Origin of the sequence: Microbacterium saperdae, assembly GCF_006716345.1 — a bacterium.
GTDB lineage: Bacteria > Actinomycetota > Actinomycetes > Actinomycetales > Microbacteriaceae > Microbacterium > Microbacterium saperdae.
Map to the genome: position 1 here is coordinate 1,212,508 of NZ_VFOX01000002.1, position 19,882 is coordinate 1,232,389.

Below are 19,882 nucleotides of genomic sequence, written 5' to 3' on the forward strand. Positions count from 1 at the left end.
CACGGTCTCGTGCGGGGCGCTCAGCCGCTGAACGGCCAGATCAACGGCACGTAGAAGACCGCGACCGCGAAGAACAGCAGCATGAGCGGTAGACCGAGTCGCGCGTAGTCGCCGAACCGGTAGCCTCCGGGCTCCATCACCAGGAGATTGGCCGGAGTCGCCACCGGCGTGAGGAACGCGGCGGCACCGGCGACGGTCAGTGCCATCAGGAACGGGAGCACCGAGGCATCCATCGCGCTCGCGAGAGCGACCGCGACCGGCGCCACGATCAGCACGGTGGCGGTGTTGCTGATGAGCTGGCCCAGCACGAGCGTGATCAGCACGATGACCGCGACGGCGGCCTGAGGTCCGGTGTCTCCCAGCCAGGTGCGCAGGGTCTCGGCGATCAACGTCGCCGCACCTGTCTCTTGGAAGGCCGTCGACAGCGGGATCATTCCGGCGACGAGGATCACCGTGGTCCAGGAGATCGCGCGGTAGGCGCGCGCGATCGGCACCACCCCGGTCAGGATCAGTGCACCGGCGGCGAGGAGTCCGGCGATCGCGGCGGGCACGATGCCGGTGGCGAGCAGGACGATCATGGCGAGCACGATGACGGACGTGCGCTTCGCACCCGCACCGAGCGGAACGGACCGCCGCAGCGTGAGCGGCGCATCGACGACCAGGACCTCGTCTCGCTGGGCGGTGTGGCGCTGCAGGTCGTCCCAGGAGCCGTCGAGCAGCAGCGCATCTCCCGCGCGGAGCCTGTCGCCGGCGCTGGCGAGAGGCTCGCCGCCACGGCGCACGCCGAGCACCACGAGATCACCGCTCGGAGTGCACATGCCGGCGAAGACATGGAGTCCGATCAGGGAGGAACGCGGGGGCACGACCACCTCTGCGACGCCCCGTGCCGCCGACATCAGCGGGCGGTCGGTGGTGATCTCGTAGTCCGCCCTCAGCGTGCGGGCGAGCTTCTCGAGGTCGACCGGTGCGGAGGCCGCAGCTCTCGAAGGGAGCAGTCGAGACCCGAAGAGCAGGATGATGGCCAGCGTGCCGACCACCAGCGGCAGCCCGACCAGTGCGAACTCGAAGAAGCCGAAGGCGCGTCCTCCGTTGTCGGCGGACACCTCAGAGACGATGATGTTCACGGGCGTGCCGGTGAGCGCGAGCATCGACCCGGCGTGTGCCGAGAAGGCGAGCGGCATCAGCATCTGCGACGGGGCGATGCCCGCGCGGGCCGCGACCACGACGACCAGGGGCAGCAGCGCCGCGACCGCCCCGTTCACGCTGATGACGGCCGTGAGGACGGCCGTGAGCAGACCGATCGTGATCAGCAGGCGCCGCCGGTTCGTGCCGGTACGTTCGATGACCTCCTGCCCAGCCCAGGCGACGATGCCGGTCGATTCCAGCGCTTCGCTCACCACGAACAGGGCGGCGATGAAGAGGACCGTGGGGTTGCCGAATCCGGCCAGCGCGCTGTGCAGATCGAGAACACCGAAGAGGTAGAGGGCGACGGACACCCCCACGGCGACGACGCCGAGGGGGATGCGATTCGACACGAACGCGATCACCGCGCACAGCAGAATGATGAGCGTCGTCACGATCGGGTCCATAGGGCTGACCATAAACGGCGCTGCGCAGCCCGGCATCCCCCAATTCTGGGGGGGTCATGCTCGGGTCACTCACGCCAGGATGGGATCATGCCTGCCGAGAAGGAACTGAGCACCCCGAGTGCCGACAGCAAGGGGTTCCTGAACTGGATCGAGAAGGTCGGCAACAAGGTGCCCGACCCCACGATCATGTTCGTGTACCTGATCGGACTGATCGCCGTCCTCTCCGCGATCCTTTCGTGGGTCGGGGTGTCGGTGACCGACGAAGTGGTCACTCCCGTGCCGCGGGACGAGTTCTCGCAGATCAACGAGCATCTCGGCGGCACATGGAGCATCTACGACTCGGTCACCGGCGAGCCGGCCGAGGTCCCCGACTACATCGTCGAGGAGCGCACCTTCGACGTGCGCAACCTGCTCTCGGTCGACGGCGTCCGCTTCTTCTTCACCTCGTTCGTCGACAACTTCGCCGGCTTCGGGGTGGTGGCAGTGGTGCTGATCGCGATGGCGGGCGTCGGCGTCGCCGAGCACGCCGGGCTGATGGGGGCGCTGATCCGTCGCGTCGTCAAGGTCGCGCCGCGCCGCTGGCTGGCCTTCATCCTGATCTTCGTCGGGGTGCTGTCCTCGGTCGCGACGGATGCCGGATATCTCATCCTCGTGCCGCTCGCCGCGGCCGCGTTCCTCACCGTCGGGCGGAATCCGCTCGCCGGGCTCGCCGCCGCGTTCGCCGGTGTCGGGGCGGCCTTCGGGGCGAACCTGCTGATCACGCCGAGCGACAGCATGCTCACCGAGATCACGAACGAGGTGCTCACCTCCGCCGGGATGGAGCCGATCGAGGTCACCCAGAACTTCTACTTCGGGATCGTCTCGTCGATCCTCCTCGCCGTCGTCGCCCTTCTGGTCACGGTGTTCATCACGGAGAAGCGGCTGGGTGCATACGACCGCAGCGGACTCACGATCGCGGACGAGACGGAGAACATCGACCACGACGCCGAGGCGCGCGGCCTGCGGTTCTCGTTCTGGGCGCTGCTGGGGTACGTCGCCCTGATCGCGTTGCTCACGGCTCCTCCCGGTGCACCGCTGCGCGATCCCGAGACCGGGGCCATCATCGGGACCACGCCGTTCATGGCGAGCCTGGTGTTCATCATCTCGCTGGCGTTCCTGGTGTGTGGTCTCGCCTACGGCGCGGGAGCACGCACGCTGCGTGGGGGCTCCGCCGCCGTCGGAGCGATCGCCAAGACGTTCGCGAGCCTGGGCGGGCTGCTGGTGATGTTCCTGATGATCGCCCAGTTCATCGCCCTGTTCAACTGGACGAACCTGCCGACGGTGGCGGCCGTGTCCGCTGCCGAGCTGCTGCAGCAGGCGAACGTGCCGGCGATCGTGCTGCTGCTCGCCTTCATCGTGGTGATCGTGATCCTCGACTTCATCCTCCCCGGGCTGGTTCCCAAGTGGGTGATCTTCGCACCGGTGTTCATCCCGATCTTCGCCTCGCTCGATGTGGCACCGCAGACGCTGCTCGCCGCCTACCGGGTCGGTGATTCGCCGGTCAACGTGCTGACCCCGCTCATGGTCTATCTGCCGTTCATGGTCACCGTCGCGCAGCGCTACAAGAAGGATGCAGGAATCGGCACGATCATCGCCCTGATGATCCCGTATGCGATGTGGATGCTGATCTCGTGGGTCGCTCTGTACGTGGTGTGGTTCCTCCTCGGCATCCCCTGGGGTCCCGGCTCTCCGGTCGACATGGTCGGCTGACGCGTCACCTCCCCCCGTCGCCGATGCAGCACGGGGCTTCCCGACATCCGCACCGAAGGAACAGACCCATGGACCGTAGACCGAACAAGATCATCCCCGCCGACCTGGCCACGGTGCCGGGGCTCGATGCGCTCGAGGCCGCGCGCATCGAGGTCGGCGCCATCCCCTCCGATGCGCAGGCGATCGGTGTCGGGGTCTACACGGACGGCGACGTGCCAGGCGAGGTCGGGTTCGACCGCGCCGCGCTCGAGCAGGCAGGTTTCACGGCGAAGCCCGGCAGCGTGCTGAACGTGCCCCGCGCCGGTCGGCCCGATCTCGTCGTGATCGGTCTCGGCGCCCAGGACGACCTCACCGCCGATGTGCTGCGCGATGCCGCGGCGGTGCTCATGCGCGGTGCCGCCCGCCGTGAGCGGGTGGGGCTGCGGATCGATGACCTCGCGGGCGTCGAGGTCGAGGTCGCCACACGGGCGCTCGCCGAGGGTGCGCTGCTCGCCCGCTACCGCTACACGGTGCTGAACAGTGCGTCGACGCATATCGCCCTGAAGGCGCTCACCCTCGACATCCCGGGGTATGGCGATGTCGATCAGCCGATCACCCAGGCGTTCGTCGGAGCCCGAGCGGCAGTGGTGGCTCGCGACCTCGCCAACACTCCTCCCGGCCACCTCACAGCGGTCAACATGGGCGAGATCGCCGAGTCGCTGGGGGAGCGCTTCGGCTTCGCCGTGGAACTGTTCGACAAGGAAGCGCTGATCGCGCTCGGCTGCGGCGGACTCCTGGGCGTCAACCAGGGTTCGACCGAAGAGCCGCGCATGATCAAGCTCACCTACACGCCGTCGGGGGAGAGCAGCGGGCACCTCGGACTGGTCGGCAAGGGCATCATGTATGACTCGGGCGGCATCAGTCTCAAGCCGAGCGACCCGATGCATCTGCTGATGAAGATGGACATGGGCGGTGCGGCCGCAGTGCTCGGCGCATTCACCGGCCTGCGCGACGCCGGTACGACAGCGACCGTCTCCGGTTGGCTGATGTGCACCGACAACATGCCCTCCGGAACCTCCTACAAGCTCGGCGACGTGCTCACCGCCCGCGGCGGGACGACCATCGAGGTGAAGAACACCGACGCCGAAGGGCGCCTCGTGATGAGTGACGCGCTCGTGCTCGCGAACGAGGACGGCGTCGACGCCATCGTCGACATCGCCACGCTCACCGGCGCGGCGCTGGTCTCTCTCGGATCCGCGCGAGCCCCTGTCTTCGGCAACGATCAGCGCACGGTCGATCTCGTCACCGCAGCGGCCGCCACGGTCGACGAGCAGGTGTGGCAGCTGCCTCTGGAGAGGAAGTACCGTCCGCAGCTCGACTCGGAGATCGCCGACATCGCGAACCTCGGCGGCCCGTTCGCGGGTGCGACGACGGCGGCCCTCTTCCTGGAGCACTTCGTCGGGAAGACGCCCTGGGCGCATCTCGACATCGCCGGGACCATGCAGACCGAGAAGGACGACGCCTGGCGCACCGCCGGAGCGACCGGGTTCGGAGCCCGCATCCTGCTCGAGGTCGCACGCGGGTTCGCCCCCGCATCCTGAAACCCATCACAGAACGAGGAGTGCCATGGCTTCATGGACGTATGTCGGACCGCTCAACTTCGCGGTGTTCGCTGTTCCCTTCGGCGTCGACCTCACGGTCGTCATCAAGGAGTTGGAGACGCTCCAGCGGGCGCATTCGATCGAAGTGCTCGACATCGAGCTGATCGCCGGAACGGCGGATGGCGGTGTGCGACGGGAGACATTCGAGAACGCCTCCGCTGACGCGGCCGAGACGGATCTGCTCGATGACGACGACCTCGCGGAGATCGGTCGAGAGCTCGCCGCCGGGGAACGTGCACTGGTGGTGGTCTACGAAGACCGCAGCCTCGCCGGGGTCGCCGGACTGGTCGGTGGCCTCGGCGGCCGCAACATCTGGTCGGGCGGGATCGACGCCGCCGATCTCGACGACGAGTCCGCACCGCAGGAAGGGGCAGGAGCATGAGCCTGTTGAGAACGGCCGCGCGCGCTTCCGTGGCCACACGCGTCGTGGGCAACGTACAGCGCCGCCAGCGCCAGCAGTGGGCGGCGCAGGACGCCGCGCAGGCGGCGGCATCGGTTGCCCCGGCCCCGCCCGCCGCGCCTGCGAGGGGGGCAGCCCGGCGGTCGATACGCAGCAGCTGATCGGCCAGCTCCAGCAGCTCGGGCAGCTGCGGGATGCCGGTGTGCTGACCGAGGCCGAGTTCACGACCCAGAAGCAGCGTCTTCTCGGGTCCTGACCGCGGCATCGTGAGACTCGGATGCCGTGATCGCGGCATCCGTCATCGAAGGCCGCTTCGGCGGCAAGGGAGTATCTGCATGTCTTTCTGGTCAACCATCGTCGACGCCATCTGGTGGTTCCTCACGATCTTCGTGTTCGTCGCCTACCTGATGGCGTTGTTCTCGATCATCAGTGACCTGTTCCGCGACCGCGCGCTCAACGGTTTCGCCAAGGCGGTGTGGCTGCTGTTCCTGGTGTTCCTGCCGTTCCTCACCGCGCTGGTCTACCTGATCGCCCGCGGCAAGGGCATGGGTGAGCGCTCGGCGCAGCAGGCGGCCGCGGCACAGCACCAGGCCGAGGACTACGTGCGTTCGATCGCCGGCTCGGCGGCGACACCGACCGATGAGATCGAGCGGGCCAAGCGCCTGCTGGATGCGGGCGCCATCAGCGACACCGAGTTCTCCTCGCTGAAGCAGGCCGCCCTGGCTCGCGTCACGGCATGACCCGAGCATTCGACGAGGGATCGCGCCGATGACGCACGATCCTTCTCCTGCGGTGCCGGGCGCCGCGGAGCCCCTGCCTCCGGGTGGCGGCGCCGCGGCGCCCGGCACCGCACGTCTCGGCACCTTCGCCACGTCAGCCGAGGGCATCTACGGCCTCATCATCGTGGCGGGCATGATCGTGGTCAGTCGCAACCTCACGGCGAGCTCCGGTGAGGCGCTGCTCTCGGTGATCGCGACCCTGCTGGTCTTCTTCGCGGCGCACGTCTACGCGGCGGCGGTGTCATGGATGGCGGACCATCCGGAGCGCGATGGCGGGATCGGTTCGGCGATCCGTCACGGCCTCCACGAATCGCTCGGCCTGCTGGGCCTGGCCGCGGTGCCCGTCCTGATCCTGTTCCTCGGCTTCGCCGGAGTGCTGCACGACGCATTCGCGGTGTGGATGGCACTCGGCGCCGACGTTCTCCTCCTGGCGATCGTGGGGTGGGTGATCGCCGGTACGCGCACCACGAGCGTGTGGGCGCGGTTGGGCGGAGCGCTGGTCACGGCATCGTTCGGCGGTATCCTGATCGCGCTCAAAGCCCTCATCCACCACTGACCGGAACGTGACCATCGAGAATCCCCCCGCCATCGACCCGATGATCGATCGCCCGAACCCTCCTCGTCGATGGTGGCACCTCGATCCCGGGGGCGCGCTGGGTGGACTCGGGTTCGCCGTGCTGTCGGTGACGCCTTCTCTGCTGCCGCGGACCGCGTTTTTCCAGGGTGTGGTCACCGCTGTCGCGTTCGCTGTCGGATACCTGCTCGGCGTCGCCGTCTGGCGTGTGCTGCGCGGGCTGATCCGGCGACGTCCCGGACCTGCGCTGCACCGGGTGCTGTGGATCATGTACGCGACGATCTGGCTCGCCGCTGCCGCCGCGCTGTCGGTGCTGGCGCTGTCGTGGCAGAACGAGGTGCGTGCTCTGGTCGAGATGCCGCCGTTGGGTGGCGCGGACCTCACGGCCTTCCTGGCCGGCTTCGTTCCCGTGGTGGTGCTGCTGCTCGCGATCGGGAAGTCGAACCGGCGGGTCTTCCTCGCACTGCGACGCCGGAGCGGGACGCCGCTGGCGATCCTCGGCACCTCGACGGTCATCGTCGCGAGCACCGCGGGCATCGTGCTGGTCATGATGATCGCGGTCGACACCATCTACGCCGGGCTCAACGCGGAACCCGAGTCCCGTGTCACGGAGCCGAACTCGACATACCGTTCGGCGGGTCCGGAGTCGGCGATCGATTGGGAAGACCTCGGCAGGCACGGGGCGGCATTCGTCGGAGGGGGACCGACGGCCGACGAGATCTCTGCGCTCATCGATGCCCCCGCGACGGAGCCGATCCGCGTCTACGCCGGACTGGCATCCGCCGACACCGTCGAGGAGCGCGCTCAGCTGGTGGTCGCGGAACTCGAGCGCACCGGTGCCTTCGATCGCGATGTGCTGGTGGTCGCCACGACGACCGGGTCAGGGTGGCTCGAGGCGCAGACGGTCGACTCGATCGAGTATCTGCACGCGGGCGACACGGCCATCGCCGCGCTCCAGTACGCCTACACCCCGAGCTGGGTGTCGTTTTTGTTCGATCCGGACGCCCCGGTCGAGGCGGCCCGCGTGCTGTTCGACGCGGTGGAGGAGCGGTGGCTGCGGCTGCCGACGGACGATCGGCCCCAGCTGATCAGCTACGGACTCAGTCTCGGGGCGCACGGCAGCCAGGCGGTGTTCGACGACCTCGATGCGGTGCGCGCGCGCACGGACGGCGCGATGTTCGTCGGGAGCCCGGCGGGGTCGACGCTGTGGCGGTCGCTGCAGGACGCGCGCGATCCCGGGAGCCCGGTGTGGCGGCCGGTGCTCGACAAGGGGCGCGAGGTGCGGTGGATGTCGCGCGACGGTGATCAGCGGTTGCTCGACGGACCCTGGGAGCAGCCTCGTGTGCTGTATCTGCAGCACGCGACGGATCCGGTGACGTGGTTGTCGCCCGAGCTGCTGTGGCGTGCGCCCGAGTGGTTGGAGCCGGATCAGCGGGGCGAGGACGTCAGCCCCTCGATGCGGTGGATCCCGGTGGTCACCGCGGTGCAGGTGGGTATCGACATGCTCGGCGGCGAGGCGGTGCCCGCTCGCCACGGACACAACTTCGGCGACGTCGTCACCTCCGGGTGGCGCGAGGTCACCGGGGATGCAGGGTTGGGGGAGACGGCGATCGACGCCATCCGCACCGAGATCGAGAGCTACGCGCCGATCCAGCCGTTCCAGGAGTGAGCCCGCGCGGTCACCGTGCGCGGGCGGTGCGGCTTGGCGATCAGCGAAGGCCGAAGGGGATGACCTCGGCGTGCTCGATGCCGTCCTGATACCAGACGAGCTCTGCCTCGGTGACGGTCTCGGTCGGCAGGGCGGGGAGAGATCGACGCGCGGCGCGGTCGAGTTCGGCCCAGGCCTCCGTAGCGAGGGTCTTGCCGTAGACGACGGAGAGGTGGAACGTCCAGTCCTCCAGATCGAGCTCGCCGAGCCGCCGGAAGTCCGTATCGACGAGAAGGTCGGTCAGCGTCGCGTAGGCGGAGACCAGCGTGCGGGTGCGCGTGAGCCGCAGGATCACGATCTGCCAGGGAGCGGGGAACGTGTCCACCGCCTCGGCCGTCACGGTGATCGGATGCTGCCGCGCCGCCCAGGTCCGGATGGTCGCGGTCAGTTCCTCCCGGCGTTCCGGCTCCGCGAATCCGCGCAGCGTGACGTGTTCGGTGTGCGGGAACGTGAGGGAGGCCTCCACCGACGCGAGCGTGTCGCGCTGGATGGCCCGGTACTCGGTCGCCACCGCTCCGGTCGGGCGCAGCACGAGGTACTGCTGGCCCTCCAGCGAGGCGAGCTGGGCAGGCGAGGTCATGATCGGCCGACGCATGAGGCGAGCGTACCGATGCGGGGTCGGCCGCGTGCGCAGCTTCGGGTCGGACACGCCACACGCCGCCCGCCGGAAATGGCGGGCGGCGTGTCTCGGATGATCTCCGCAGCGGTGCGCGGGGCGGTCAGGCCGTCGCCAGCACCGCTTTCGTGGAGGTGGTCCGGCGCACGGCGACCACGAGCGTGGTGGCGACCAGCGACAGCACACCCCATACGACCAGCGCGGCCACGGCACTGCCGCTTCCGGCGATGAGTCCGGCGAACGCGGGCGCCGTCGGCAGGGCTGCTCCGAGCCCGGCGAGCCAGCCGGGCACGGTCGAGATCAGCCCGGTCGCGACCGCCAGCACTCCCACGAGGGCACTGATCCAGCGGCCGATTCCCCCGAACAGCGCGACCAGCGCCTGGTTCACGGCGGCGAAGGCGACTCCGGCGAGCACGGCAGTACCGGCGAACGCCCACCACGCGGCGGCGTCGTATGCGGCGACGAACTGCACGATGAGTGCGACCAGGAGTCCCTGACCGGCACCGATCAGTGCGGCAGGGGCGAACGCGCGCAGAGCGAGCGATGCCGAGGAACGGCGCGACGTCAGAGTGCGTGCGGTGTGCGCGCGCATCACGATGAACGAGGCCAGACCGCCGAACCACAGCACCACTGCGGCGAGCAGCGGGATCGCGGTCGGCCCGAAGATCGTGTTCATCGAGGAGTTCGTGGTCACCGGGTCGGCGATCACCGAGGCGAGCGATGTCGACTCGGAGTCGCTGAACGAGGGGAGCGACTCGGATGCCGTGCGCAGACCGCCGGCGAGGTCGCCGGTGCCGGTGGCGAGGGTATCGAGGCCGGTCGCGAGCTCGGTCGTACCGTCGGCGAGAGCGGTCGCGCCGTCGGCGAGCTGCGTCGCACCGCTGGAGAGGGCGCGCGCGCCGGCTGCGGACTGGTCGACGCCCTGGCTCGCGAGCTGGTTCAGGCCGCCGGCGAGCTGCGTGGCTCCGGCGCCGGCCGCGCTGAGCTGGCCGGAGATCTTCGCGGTGGCTGCCGTGTCGAACTGCTTCACGCCGGCCTCGACGCCGGCTGCGGCACCGGCGGCCTGCGCGGCTCCGCCCGCGACGTCCTTGGCCGTGGTGGCCGCCGTTCGGAGTTCCGCGCAGAACTCCGGCGTCGCGGCCGCATCGCACGTGGCGACGAGGGCATCGAGTTGCTTGGAGACGGAGGTGGAACCGGCAGCCACGCCGGTGGTCGCCGTCGTCGTGCCCTTCAGCCCGGCGTACAGCTCATCCGGCACGAGCCCGGATTGCGTGAGTGCGGCCGCGCCGCCTGTCAATCCCGAACCGATCGCCCCGGCTCCGTCCGCCGCGCCGCGGGTGTTCGTGGCGATCGTGTCGAGGCCGGTGGCCAGCGCCGATGCGCCGGAGCCGAGCTCGCTCGCACCCGATGCCAGCTTCGTGGCGCCGTCCGGGATCTCGGCCGCACCGTCGGCGGCATCTCGCGCTCCGCTGGCGAGCTTCACGGCACCGTCTGCCGCGTCACCGATCTGGTCGCCGATGGTGGTGAACCCGACCAGCACGTTCTCCATGGTCGCCTCCGACAGCATGGTGCCGAGAGTCGAGGCGGCGACGGTCGCGATCTGCCCCGTGATGAGGCCGTCGGCGACGAGGCCGTCGTCAGGGGTCGTGACCTTGATGGTGGCCTGTTCGGCCTTCCCGCCGCCGTCTGCGATGGCCTGTCCGGCCGACGTCGCCGCGGCGGAGAATTCCTCAGGGATCGTGATGACGGCCTGGTAGGAGCCGTCCGCGAGTCCGTCGGCGGCATCCTCCTCGTTCGAGATGACCCAGGTGAGGTTCGAGTCGAGATCGTCCGAGCCCTCCACGAGCCCGGATGCGAGCTGGCGCCCGAGCGGGGTGATCTGTCCGTCGATGGTCACCGGGTCGTCGAGATTGACGATCGCGGCGGTCATCGAGTCCAGACGCTCGGTCGGGTTCTGCAGTGCGGCGACGAGGATGCCGCCCACTGCTGCCGGCAGCAGCAGCACACCGAGGATGGTGAGCCACGTGATCGGCTTGCGGGAGCGGGCGCGCTCGATGGAGAGGGTCATGCGGTCACCTCGGTGGATTCTTCGGCCGCCCGGCGGGGCGTCCGCGTGTCGATGGTGTCGGCGGTCGGCCAGCCGGCCTCCGCAAGGATGGTGCGTGCGACCCCGGAATCGGATGCGGTGGCGAACACGGCGAGCGGGCGTGATGCCGCGGCGTCTCGGAGCATCGCGGTGGCCTGATCCCGCTGGCCTCCGGTGAGACGGTCGAGACCGTCCACGACGATCAGCTCGGATCTGCCGCGCAGCGCCTCGGCGAGGTCGAGCAGAGCGGCATCCGCATCGTCGACCAGTACGCAGCCGACGTGAGCCCTGACCCAGGCCGCACGGCCCGGGAGCAGATGTCCGACGACGCGGAGTCGGCCGGAATCGGCGGGAACGCGACCGGCGATCGCCAGCGCCAGTGCCCGGCGCACGCGGCGGTCGTCTCCGGTGGCGATGAGTGCGCCGCCGGGCTGCACGCGCAGCGAGACGCCCTCGAGAAGGGGAGCGTCGGCGCTGAGGGTCAGGTCGTCGGCAGCGACCACGGATTCGTCACCGGGCCACTCGGCCAGGTGCCGTTCGCGCTCGACGGCCTCGCCCTCGATGTCGACGCTCGGCAGGATCTTCTCGAGCCAGGCGGGGATCTCCCAGGCGCGCTCGCCGAGGATCGCCATGAGTGCGGGGATCAGCGTCATGCGCACCAGGAAAGCGTCGATCGCGATGCCGGCCGCGAGGCCGAGCGCGATCGGTTTGAGAGACGAATCGCCCTCGGGGACGAACGCCACGAACACCGCGAACATGATGAGTCCGGCTGCGGTGACGACCTTCGCCGACCCCGTGAAGCCGCTGCGCACCGTGCGGAGGGCGGCGGCGCGACGGGTCGCGCGGTCGGGGCTCTTCGAGTCGGGATCATGCACGAAGTCCTCGCGCATGCGGGAGACCAGGAACACTTGGTAGTCCATCGCGAGGCCGAACAGCACGCCCATCAGGATGATCGGCATGAAGCTGATGATGGGACCGACCTTGGCCACGTGCAGCAGATCGGCGAACCACCCCCACTCGAACACGGCACCCACGACGCCGAAGGCAGCGACGATCGAGAGCAGGTAGCCCGCCGCCGCCGTGATCGGCACCCAGATCGAGCGGAACACGATGGTCAGCAGGATCAGCGAGAGTCCGATCACGAAGATCCCGAACGGGAGCAGCGCATTTCCGAGCTGGTCGGAGATGTCGATGCCGACGGCGGTGAAGCCGGTGACCTTCAGATCGATCCCGAACTCGTCGAGCCACTCGTCGTGGTGGGAGCGCAGCTCTCGCACGAGGTCGGCGGTCGCCGGGTCATCCGGCGCGGTCTCGGGGATGATCTGCACGATGCCGGTGTCGGCGGTCTCGTTCGGGGTCGAGAGTGCGACCTCCTTGACGCCGGGGACCTTGGCCACGGCATCCCCGAGGTCATCCATCAGCGTGACGGGGTCCGTGGAGGTGACGATCGTGCCGGTCAGGATCATGGGGCCGTTGAATCCGGGCCCGAACTGCTCACCGACGAGGTCGTAGCTCTGGCGGGCCTCCGAATCCTTCGGCAGCACGCCGGCGTTCGGCAGCGCGAGGTTCAGGCTCAGGGCGGGCACGGCCACGATCCCCAGGCCGATGATGACGGCGAGGGAGACCAGCACGGGGCGCGTGGTGACGCCGCTGACCCAGCGCTCGCTGAAACCGCGGCGGGGTGCGGGAGCGGCCTTGCCCTTCTTCGCCTTCGGTGCCTTCTTCGGGCGACCGACGACCTTGCCCTTCATGAAGCCCAGCAGCGCGGGGGTGAGCGTGACGGCGATGGCAACGGCAACTGCGACGGCGGCGGAGGCCGCGATTCCCATGGTGGTCAGGAACGGGATGCCCGCGAAGCCGAGGCCGATCAATGCGATCAGCACCGTGACACCGGCGAACACGACGGCCGAGCCTGCCGTACCCACCGCACGCGATGCGGATTCCTCCGGGTCGACGCCCTCGCGGACCTGGTCCTGATGTCGCGCCATGATGAACAGCGCATAGTCGATGCCCACGGCGAGTCCCAGCATGAGCGCCAGCAGCGGGGTCGTCGAGGAGACGGTCGCGAACGCGGTGGCCGCGAAGATGCCGGCCATCGAGATGCCGACGCCGAGGATCGCGGTGAGCAGGGGGAGCCCGGCGACCACGAACGAGCGGAAGGTCACGATCAGCACGAGCAGGGCGATCAGCAGTCCGACGGCCTCGGTGAGTGTGACGCCGGGGATCGAGATCGCGAACAGGTCGCCGCCGAGCGATGTCTGAGATCCGTCCGGCAGCTCGGCCGAGAGGTCGCTGACGACCGCTCGCAAGGAGTCCTTGGTCGCCTCGGAGACATCGGTCGACTCGCCGTCGAACTGCACGCGCACGATCGCGGCGGTGTCGTCGTCGTTGATCATGCCGCTGACCATCTCGTCGTACGGTGACGTGGCCGCGAGGACCTCGTCGAGGTCGCCGAGGTCCGAGACCGCATCCTCGATGTGCTCGCGGTAGTCGTCATCCGTGATCTTGTCGCCGTCGGCGGCCACCACGATGAACTGCGCGTTCGTGCCGCTCACCTGGGGGAACGAGCGGGAGAGCTGCTCGAGCCCTGCCTGCGATTCGGTTCCGGGGATGGAGAACGAGTTGTCGGTCCCCGCGCCCAGCACGAGGGCTCCTGCACCGGCGATGCCGAGCGCGAGGAGCCAGGAGACGAGAACTCGCCACGGGTGCCGGAAGGACCAGCGGCCGAGCGAGGACAGGAATGTGGACACGCGTTCCTCCGAGGGATGCCATGTGGATACACAGGTGTATCCAATACATAGATGTATCGTAAGGTGACCCGCACGGTGGAGTCTGTGTGCGGGGTGTGAATCATGCGAGAGTGAAGGGCCAGGAGGTTTCGATGACGACACCCGCAACCCGCAGTCGAGAGAACACGCGCGCGCGGCTGCTCGACGCAGCCGCCCAGGTCTTCGCCGAGGTCGGCCTCGACGGCGCCTCCGTGGAGGCGGTCTGCGAGCGAGCCGGGTTCACGCGTGGCGCCTTCTACTCGAACTTCGAGTCCAAGGACGAGCTGTTCCTGACCCTCACCGCGAGCGTCGCGGATGTGCGCGTGAGCGCGGTGCGCACGCGCGTGGAGGAGATGACCGCAGAGGGAGCCTTGGCGGAGGGCTGCGATCCGATCGAGCTCGTGCAGCGCGTCATGGAACTCGGCGGCGACGACCGTCTCGGCGTCATGCTGATGAGCGAGATCCGCATCCGCGCACTGCGTGACGCGGAGTTCGGCGAGGCCTATCTCGCGCAGGAGAACGAGATGGTCGCGAGCGTGGCCCAGATCGTCGAGGACATCGTGGCCGCCGGATCACTGCGGCTGCGCATTCCGGCTGGTGCTGCAGCCCGCATGCTCATGATCCTCTGGGAGGGGATGACCGTGCGCGGAGCGATGGCGGGTCAGGACGACGAGAGGCTTCGCCACTCCGGCAGCGAGGAGCTCGCGCGTCTCGTGCAGCTGCTCATCGAGCCGTAGCCGTACGCCGGCTCGGCTCAGCGCTCGACCGTCTGCGGATTCGTGCGCGACGGCACCAGCGACAGCAGCACGGCCACGACGAGCATCGCGGTCGTCGCGAGGAACGTCGTGCGCAGGGCCGCCGTGAGGGTCTCCGCCGAGGCGTCGGCGATCGCGGTCGCCCCCGCGCTCGAGGCGAAGAGCGCCGCCAGCACCGAGGCGCCGGTGACGAGTCCCAGGTTCCGCGAGAGCCCGAGCAGTCCGGATGTCACGCCGCGGCGTTCCGCCGGAGTCGCACCGAGCACGCTGGTGTTGTTGGCAGCGAGGAACAGCTGGTAGCCCGGAGCGAGCAGCACGGTCCCCGTGATGTAGCCGGGGAGGCCCCCTGCGGCCGGCAGCAGAGCCAGCGCCAGAGAGCCCGCGATCATCGCCGTGAGACCGACCGTGGTCATGCCGCGGGCGCCGAAGCGGTCGACGGCGCGTCCGGCGACCACTCCGCTCAGGATCGAGGCCACGGGGCCGGCCGCCATGGTCGCGCCGATCGCGGCAGGGGCGAGGTGCAGTGCCCCGGCGAGGAAGAAGGGGCCGACGACCAGTGTGCTCATCATGACGGTACCCACGATGAGGTTGAGGACGGCGCCGAGCGAGATGGCGCGCACGGTCAGCAAGGCGAGGGGAAGGATCGGGTGCGCGGCGCGGCTCTCCCACACCCCGAAGAGCACGGCTGTCGCCACGGCGGCCGTGAGCAGGAGCGCGGTGGGCCAGGAGTCGTCGGTTCCCGGATCGGTCGCTCCGAGCGTGTAGAGCGCGACCGCGGCGGTGAGCAGCAGGACTCCTGCGACGTCGAAGCGGCCCCGAGGGCCTGCGGTGTGCCTGATCTCCCCGTGCGGCCTGCCGAGCAGGACTGCGGCCAGCAGCCCGAGCGGGGCCATGACCGCGAAGATGGCCGGCCATCCGGCGACCGTGATCAGCAGGCCGCCGAGTGCGGGGCCTGAGGCGGTTCCTACTGCGGCAGTCGTGCCGAGCAGTCCCATGATCGCGCCGAGGCGTTCCGGCGGCACCGTGTCGCGGGCGCGTGCGAGCGGCAGCGCCATCATCACGGCCGCGCCCACGCCCTGCAGCGCCCTCGCGGCGATCAGCATCCCCAGCGTCGGTGCGATCGCGCACAGGATGGCCGCGACGCTGAACACCGCGATACCGGCGAGCAGCACCCTCCGCCGTCCGAGCAGGTCGCCGAGGTGCCCGACTGTGAGGCTCGTCGCCGTCATCGCCAGCAGGTAGGCCAGCGCGACCCACTGGGTCTGGGCGAACGTGCCCTCCAGGTCGGCCGCGATGGTCGGCAGTGCGACGTTCGCGGCGCTCGTGCCCAGCGAGGCGACCAGGACGCTGAGGGCGAGTGCGCCGACTCCCGTGCGGAGGAGAGAGGGGGTGGAAGGAGCATCGGTCATGCTCAGAGCCTCGCCGCGGCGGTGCTTCTTCAGCAACTTGTGTTGCTAAAACCGGGACGATGTGCTGGAGTGGCCGCATGGATGAGACGGAGACGACGGCGCACCCGGATCGGACGTTGGAGCGGATCGGACCGCGTCTGCAGGCGCTGCGCCTGCGTCGTGGTGCGACGCTCGCCGACGTGGCGACGGCCACCGGGATATCGAAGAGCACGCTCTCTCGGCTGGAAACCGGACAACGGCGGCCGAGCCTCGAACTGCTGCTGCCCTTGGCCAGGGAGTACCGTGTGTCGCTCGATGATCTCGTCGGGGCGCCGGAGACGGGCGACCCGCGCGTGCGACTGCGACCGCGCAGGGTGAACGGCCGCACGGTGGTCGCACTGACGCGGCAACCGGGGGAGCGGCATGCGTGGAAGATCCTCGTGCCGCATTCGTCGCAGGAGCCCCGGCTCACCTCTCATGAGGGGTCGTCCTGGATGTACGTGTTGAGTGGGCGGATCCGGCTCATCGTGGGAGATCGTGACGTGGTGATCGAGAGCGGAGAGGTCGCAGAGTTCGACACGCGGACACCGCACTGGTTCGGCGCGGACGGCGACGAAGACGCCGAGATCCTGACGATCTTCGGCACGCACGGCGAGCGGGAGCACCGCAGCGCCGAGTTGGCCACCCGTCATCTGGCTGAAGTGCTGGGGGAGTCGATGGCCGACTGAGAAAGCGACCGAGAGCACCGACTCTTGATTAAGAGAGCTGACTCTCATAACCTGGTGAGGTGACCCTAACTTCATCGGGCGGACGCCCCGCACCGCGTCGACGCCCTGGGCGCCCGCCCGCGGTGGATGCTGACGCGATCGCCACCGCCGTCGTCGAGATCGGCTTCGCGGAACTGACCTTCGCCTCGGTCGCCGAACGTCTCGGCGTGGGGCAGGCCACGCTCTACCGCCACGCGAAGAACCGCGACGAACTGGTGCGCCTGGGTCTCGATCGAGCATTGCGCACCGCGGACTGGCCCGACGTCGAGGGCGAGTGGCGGCCGTTGCTGGAGCGATTCGCCATCGCGTCGTGGCATGCCTGGGAACAGCATCCCGGAGCAGTGCTGGAGGTGGCCAGGGGCGTCGTCCCCTGGTCGATCGTGAAGATCTCGGATCAGGTCGGCACCGCGCTGGTCGAGCGCGGATTCTCGGCGCGTGCCGCCGTGCTCGCGGTCGATCTGGTGTTCGACCTCACCGCCGACAGCAGACGCGGGGTCGAGACTCTCGATGCGCCGACCGCCGACGCGAAGGGCGGGATGCGAGAGCTGATCGAGAAGCAGTGGCGCTCTCCTTCCCCGGATGGTGTGTCCGTGGCGGATAGCCCTGCGGCGCAGGTGCACGCCGAGATGCTCCGGGCGATCACCGCCGGGCCGTTCGAGTGGTTCCACGGCAAGCTGCAGGTCGTGCTCGCGGGCATCGAGCACGAGCTCGCCGGCACCGGCGGCGGCTGACCACTCGATCACGGCGACGACACGACCAGAGAACGACAGGGAAGACCGTATGACCAGCTCCGACACCGCATCCATCCCCACCGTCGACGCCACCCCGCGCTCGCAGGTGCCGCTCCTGCTCGGGGCGGTCTTCCTCGCCTACCTCGCGCAGATGACGCTGAACCCGATCATCGCCCCGCTGTCTCGCGAGGTCGGACTCGCGGAATGGCAGATCGGCGTGACGATCAGTGTCGCCGCGGTGATGATCGTGCTGACGAGCCAGTTCTGGGGACGACGGTCGCAGTCATGGGGTCGCAAGCCGGTGCTGGTGTTCGCCTTCACGCTCGCCGTGCTGACCATGGCGCTGTTCGCGTTGACGGCCTACTGGGGCATGAACGGACTGCTCAGCGGCACGACGCTGTTCCTGCTGTTCGTGCTGCTGCGCGGCATCGGTTTCGGCGCTGCGCTCGCCGCCGTCCCTCCCACCGCCCAGGCGTACATCGCCGACGTCACGGTCGACGAGAAGGCGCGGGTGAAGGGAATGGCCGGTGTCGGCGCCGTGCAGGGGATCGCGATGATCGCGGGTTCCGTGGTCGGCGGCGTGCTGTCGGCGTTCGGCCTCATCACCCCGCTCATCGTGGTGCCGTTCCTCCTCGTGGCCGGCCTCAGCGTCGTCGCCTTCCGACTGCGGCGGGAGACGCGCACCGAGCTCATCGAGAAGCCGGCGCGGGTGCGTCCCTTCGACACCCGCGTCTGGCCGTTCCTGGTCGCCGGGTTCGGGATGTTCACCGCGCTCGGGTTCATCCAGGTCATCACGGGCTTCATCGTGCAGGACCGGCTCGGTCTCGCCGCCGAGCAGGCGGGGCTCGTCACAGGCGGCGCGCTGCTCGCCGCCGGCGTGGGCATGGTCACCGCGCAGGCCGTGATCGTGCCGAAGAGCGGATGGACACCGCCCACGCTGCTCCGCGTCGGTGGCCTCACCGCCCTGGTCGGCTTCTGCCTGCTCATCGCCGACCTCGGTGCGGTGGCGCTGTTCGCGGCGATCCTCATCATCGGTGTCGGGCTCGGCACCGCGATGCCCGGATACACGGCGGGGCCCACGCTCCTGGTCAGCCGTGAGGAGCAGGGCGGGCTCGCCGGACTCGTCGGCGCGACCACCGGGCTCACCTTCGTGGTGGCGCCGACGCTCGGCACCGCTCTCTACAGCGTGTGGCCGTCGTTGCCGATCATCCTCGGAGCCGTGATCATGGCCCTGGTCACGCTGTTCGTCTGGGTGCACCCGCGATTCCGACAGGTCTCCGCGGTGCGGACGGGGGAGTGACCCCGGCTCAGCGCGCGGCGGCTCCGAGCTCGTAGTGGCAGCGCGCGAGTCGCGCCACCCACCATTCCCGGCGCTCATCGGAAGCGGCGAGACGGGTGAGCGCGGCGGGGTCCGGTGTCAGCCGACCGACCGGGATCGAGCCGTCCACCGGGCGCAGGTCGGCGACGTCGTCGAGGAACAGTGACGAGGTGCCCAAGCCGCAGTCGTAGTCCAGCGTCGGGAGGGCGGCGGCCAGGGCGGCCCCCTGTGAGAGTCCGATCGCGGTGTCGAGTGCGCTGGAGACGACGACGGGAAGGCCGGCAGCGGTCACGATCTGCAGCGCGTGCCTCACGCCGCCGAGCGGCTGCGCCTTGATCACGAGCAGGTCTGCGGCTCGGGCGCGGGCGACGGCCAGAGGGTCGGACGACTTCCGCACGCTCTCGTCTGCGGCGACCGGGATGCCGAGGTACTTCACGCGCTGACGCAGTTCGGCGAGCTCGGGCACCGTGGCGCAGGGCTGTTCGACGTACTCGAGGTCGAACTCGTTCAGCGCGTGCACTGCGCGCTCTGCCTCGTCGACGTTCCAGGCGCCGTTCGCGTCGATGCGGATGCGCCCCTCGGGGCCCATGACCTCACGCACCGCCCGGATTCGGGACACGTCGTCGGCGAGAGACTGACCGGGCTCGGCGACCTTGACCTTCGCGGTGCGGCATCCGGCGAACCGCGCCAGCAGCTCGGGGACGAGGGCGGCGTCGATCGCCGGGACCGTCGCATTCACCCCGATGCGGTCGCGCAGCGGCTCGGGCTGGACATTCCACGCGAAGTCGATCGCGGCGGCGAGCCACGTCGCGGCCTCCGCGTCCTCGTACTCCGTGAAGGGGGAGAACTCCGCCCACCCCTGCGGGCCCTCGAAGAGAAGCGCCTCTCTGGTGTCCACACCGCGGAAACGGCTGTGCATCGGGAGGGCGACGACCCTGGCCGAGTCGATCAGGTCTGCGAGCGGCGGGATCATGTGCCCATTCTGCTCTCTGCGCGCCTGTGCGTGGCATCCCG

17 protein-coding genes are annotated in these 19,882 nt (G+C 69.4%); 11 read left to right on the forward strand and 6 right to left on the reverse strand.

What is annotated here, in order from left to right; translation table 11 throughout:
* Positions 1 to 20: 20 nt before the first annotated feature.
* On the reverse strand, positions 21 to 1,589 hold the full coding sequence (locus FB560_RS20415) for an SLC13 family permease (RefSeq protein WP_141874526.1): 1,569 nt from the start codon (positions 1,587 to 1,589) through the stop codon (positions 21 to 23).
* 87 nt (positions 1,590 to 1,676) lie between these two features.
* On the opposite strand from FB560_RS20415, the gene FB560_RS20420 reads away from it, so the two are divergent.
* The 7 genes from FB560_RS20420 to FB560_RS20450 all read left to right on the forward strand — a co-directional run bounded on the left by FB560_RS20420 (position 1,677) and on the right by FB560_RS20450 (position 8,400).
* Positions 1,677 to 3,338: an AbgT family transporter gene (locus tag FB560_RS20420; protein ID WP_141874527.1), complete on the forward strand. Its 1,662-nt coding sequence runs from the start codon at positions 1,677 to 1,679 to the stop codon at positions 3,336 to 3,338.
* A 68-nt stretch (positions 3,339 to 3,406) separates the two neighbouring features.
* Complete coding sequence (locus tag FB560_RS20425) at positions 3,407 to 4,918, forward strand: leucyl aminopeptidase family protein (RefSeq protein WP_141874528.1); 1,512 nt, start codon at positions 3,407 to 3,409, stop codon at positions 4,916 to 4,918.
* A gap of 25 nt (positions 4,919 to 4,943) precedes the next feature.
* A complete protein-coding gene (locus FB560_RS21025) occupies positions 4,944 to 5,360 on the forward strand; it encodes a hypothetical protein (protein ID WP_141874529.1) in 417 nt (138 codons plus the stop codon).
* Between the two features lie 76 nt (positions 5,361 to 5,436).
* Entirely contained in the window at positions 5,437 to 5,634 is a 198-nt protein-coding gene (locus FB560_RS21030; protein ID WP_229673039.1) for an SHOCT domain-containing protein, read from the forward strand.
* 79 nt (positions 5,635 to 5,713) lie between these two features.
* Positions 5,714 to 6,118 (forward strand): SHOCT domain-containing protein, encoded by a 405-nt coding sequence (locus FB560_RS20440; RefSeq protein WP_141874530.1) that lies wholly within the window; start codon positions 5,714 to 5,716, stop codon positions 6,116 to 6,118.
* A gap of 28 nt (positions 6,119 to 6,146) precedes the next feature.
* Positions 6,147 to 6,713, forward strand: coding sequence for a hypothetical protein (locus tag FB560_RS20445; protein WP_141874531.1), 567 nt, complete (start codon positions 6,147 to 6,149; stop codon positions 6,711 to 6,713).
* 7 nt (positions 6,714 to 6,720) lie between these two features.
* Positions 6,721 to 8,400: an alpha/beta hydrolase gene (locus FB560_RS20450; protein WP_141874532.1), complete on the forward strand. Its 1,680-nt coding sequence runs from the start codon at positions 6,721 to 6,723 to the stop codon at positions 8,398 to 8,400.
* A gap of 40 nt (positions 8,401 to 8,440) precedes the next feature.
* Here the strand turns inward: FB560_RS20450 and FB560_RS20455 are convergent, their stop codons facing one another.
* The 3 genes from FB560_RS20455 to FB560_RS20465 all read right to left on the reverse strand — a co-directional run bounded on the left by FB560_RS20455 (position 8,441) and on the right by FB560_RS20465 (position 13,891).
* The gene (locus tag FB560_RS20455) at positions 8,441 to 9,034 is read right to left on the reverse strand and encodes a 2'-5' RNA ligase family protein (protein WP_229673041.1); all 594 of its coding nucleotides are present in this window, start codon (positions 9,032 to 9,034) and stop codon (positions 8,441 to 8,443) included.
* A gap of 124 nt (positions 9,035 to 9,158) precedes the next feature.
* Positions 9,159 to 11,123, reverse strand: coding sequence for a YhgE/Pip domain-containing protein (locus FB560_RS20460; RefSeq protein WP_141874533.1), 1,965 nt, complete (start codon positions 11,121 to 11,123; stop codon positions 9,159 to 9,161).
* Complete coding sequence (locus FB560_RS20465) at positions 11,120 to 13,891, reverse strand: MMPL family transporter (protein ID WP_141874534.1); 2,772 nt, start codon at positions 13,889 to 13,891, stop codon at positions 11,120 to 11,122. Before FB560_RS20465 ends, FB560_RS20460 begins: the two co-directional genes overlap by 4 nt.
* Positions 13,892 to 14,022: 131 nt before the next feature.
* On the opposite strand from FB560_RS20465, the gene FB560_RS20470 reads away from it, so the two are divergent.
* The gene (locus FB560_RS20470) at positions 14,023 to 14,646 is read left to right on the forward strand and encodes a TetR/AcrR family transcriptional regulator (RefSeq protein WP_141874535.1); all 624 of its coding nucleotides are present in this window, start codon (positions 14,023 to 14,025) and stop codon (positions 14,644 to 14,646) included.
* 17 nt (positions 14,647 to 14,663) lie between these two features.
* Here FB560_RS20470 and FB560_RS20475 read toward each other — a convergent pair whose 3' ends face one another.
* Positions 14,664 to 16,073 (reverse strand): MFS transporter, encoded by a 1,410-nt coding sequence (locus FB560_RS20475; RefSeq protein ID WP_141874536.1) that lies wholly within the window; start codon positions 16,071 to 16,073, stop codon positions 14,664 to 14,666.
* A 77-nt stretch (positions 16,074 to 16,150) separates the two neighbouring features.
* On the opposite strand from FB560_RS20475, the gene FB560_RS20480 reads away from it, so the two are divergent.
* The 3 genes from FB560_RS20480 to FB560_RS20490 are packed head-to-tail and all read left to right on the forward strand — an operon-like array spanning position 16,151 to position 18,850.
* Entirely contained in the window at positions 16,151 to 16,780 is a 630-nt protein-coding gene (locus FB560_RS20480; RefSeq protein WP_141874537.1) for a helix-turn-helix domain-containing protein, read from the forward strand.
* A gap of 59 nt (positions 16,781 to 16,839) precedes the next feature.
* Positions 16,840 to 17,550 (forward strand): TetR/AcrR family transcriptional regulator, encoded by a 711-nt coding sequence (locus tag FB560_RS20485; protein ID WP_141874538.1) that lies wholly within the window; start codon positions 16,840 to 16,842, stop codon positions 17,548 to 17,550.
* A 49-nt stretch (positions 17,551 to 17,599) separates the two neighbouring features.
* Positions 17,600 to 18,850, forward strand: a complete 1,251-nt coding sequence (locus tag FB560_RS20490; RefSeq protein WP_141874539.1) for an MFS transporter — start codon at positions 17,600 to 17,602, stop codon at positions 18,848 to 18,850.
* A 7-nt stretch (positions 18,851 to 18,857) separates the two neighbouring features.
* Here FB560_RS20490 and FB560_RS20495 read toward each other — a convergent pair whose 3' ends face one another.
* Positions 18,858 to 19,841, reverse strand: a complete 984-nt coding sequence (locus tag FB560_RS20495) for an o-succinylbenzoate synthase (RefSeq protein WP_141874540.1) — start codon at positions 19,839 to 19,841, stop codon at positions 18,858 to 18,860.
* Positions 19,842 to 19,882 lie beyond the last annotated feature (41 nt).

Excerpts from the sequence above, each read along its gene's own strand:
- FB560_RS20415 (WP_141874526.1), bottom strand. The coding sequence starts at position 1,589 with ATGGACCCGATCGTGACGACGCTCATCATTCTGCTGTGCGCGGTGATC.
- FB560_RS20420 (WP_141874527.1), top strand. The coding sequence starts at position 1,677 with ATGCCTGCCGAGAAGGAACTGAGCACCCCGAGTGCCGACAGCAAGGGG.
- FB560_RS20425 (WP_141874528.1), top strand. The coding sequence starts at position 3,407 with ATGGACCGTAGACCGAACAAGATCATCCCCGCCGACCTGGCCACGGTG.
- FB560_RS21025 (WP_141874529.1), top strand. The coding sequence starts at position 4,944 with ATGGCTTCATGGACGTATGTCGGACCGCTCAACTTCGCGGTGTTCGCT.
- FB560_RS20440 (WP_141874530.1), top strand. The coding sequence starts at position 5,714 with ATGTCTTTCTGGTCAACCATCGTCGACGCCATCTGGTGGTTCCTCACG.
- FB560_RS20445 (WP_141874531.1), top strand. The coding sequence starts at position 6,147 with ATGACGCACGATCCTTCTCCTGCGGTGCCGGGCGCCGCGGAGCCCCTG.
- FB560_RS20455 (WP_229673041.1), bottom strand. The coding sequence starts at position 9,034 with ATGCGTCGGCCGATCATGACCTCGCCTGCCCAGCTCGCCTCGCTGGAG.
- FB560_RS20460 (WP_141874533.1), bottom strand. The coding sequence starts at position 11,123 with ATGACCCTCTCCATCGAGCGCGCCCGCTCCCGCAAGCCGATCACGTGG.
- FB560_RS20470 (WP_141874535.1), top strand. The coding sequence starts at position 14,023 with ATGACGACACCCGCAACCCGCAGTCGAGAGAACACGCGCGCGCGGCTG.
- FB560_RS20475 (WP_141874536.1), bottom strand. The coding sequence starts at position 16,073 with ATGACCGATGCTCCTTCCACCCCCTCTCTCCTCCGCACGGGAGTCGGC.
- FB560_RS20480 (WP_141874537.1), top strand. The coding sequence starts at position 16,151 with ATGGATGAGACGGAGACGACGGCGCACCCGGATCGGACGTTGGAGCGG.
- FB560_RS20490 (WP_141874539.1), top strand. The coding sequence starts at position 17,600 with ATGACCAGCTCCGACACCGCATCCATCCCCACCGTCGACGCCACCCCG.
- FB560_RS20495 (WP_141874540.1), bottom strand. The coding sequence starts at position 19,841 with ATGATCCCGCCGCTCGCAGACCTGATCGACTCGGCCAGGGTCGTCGCC.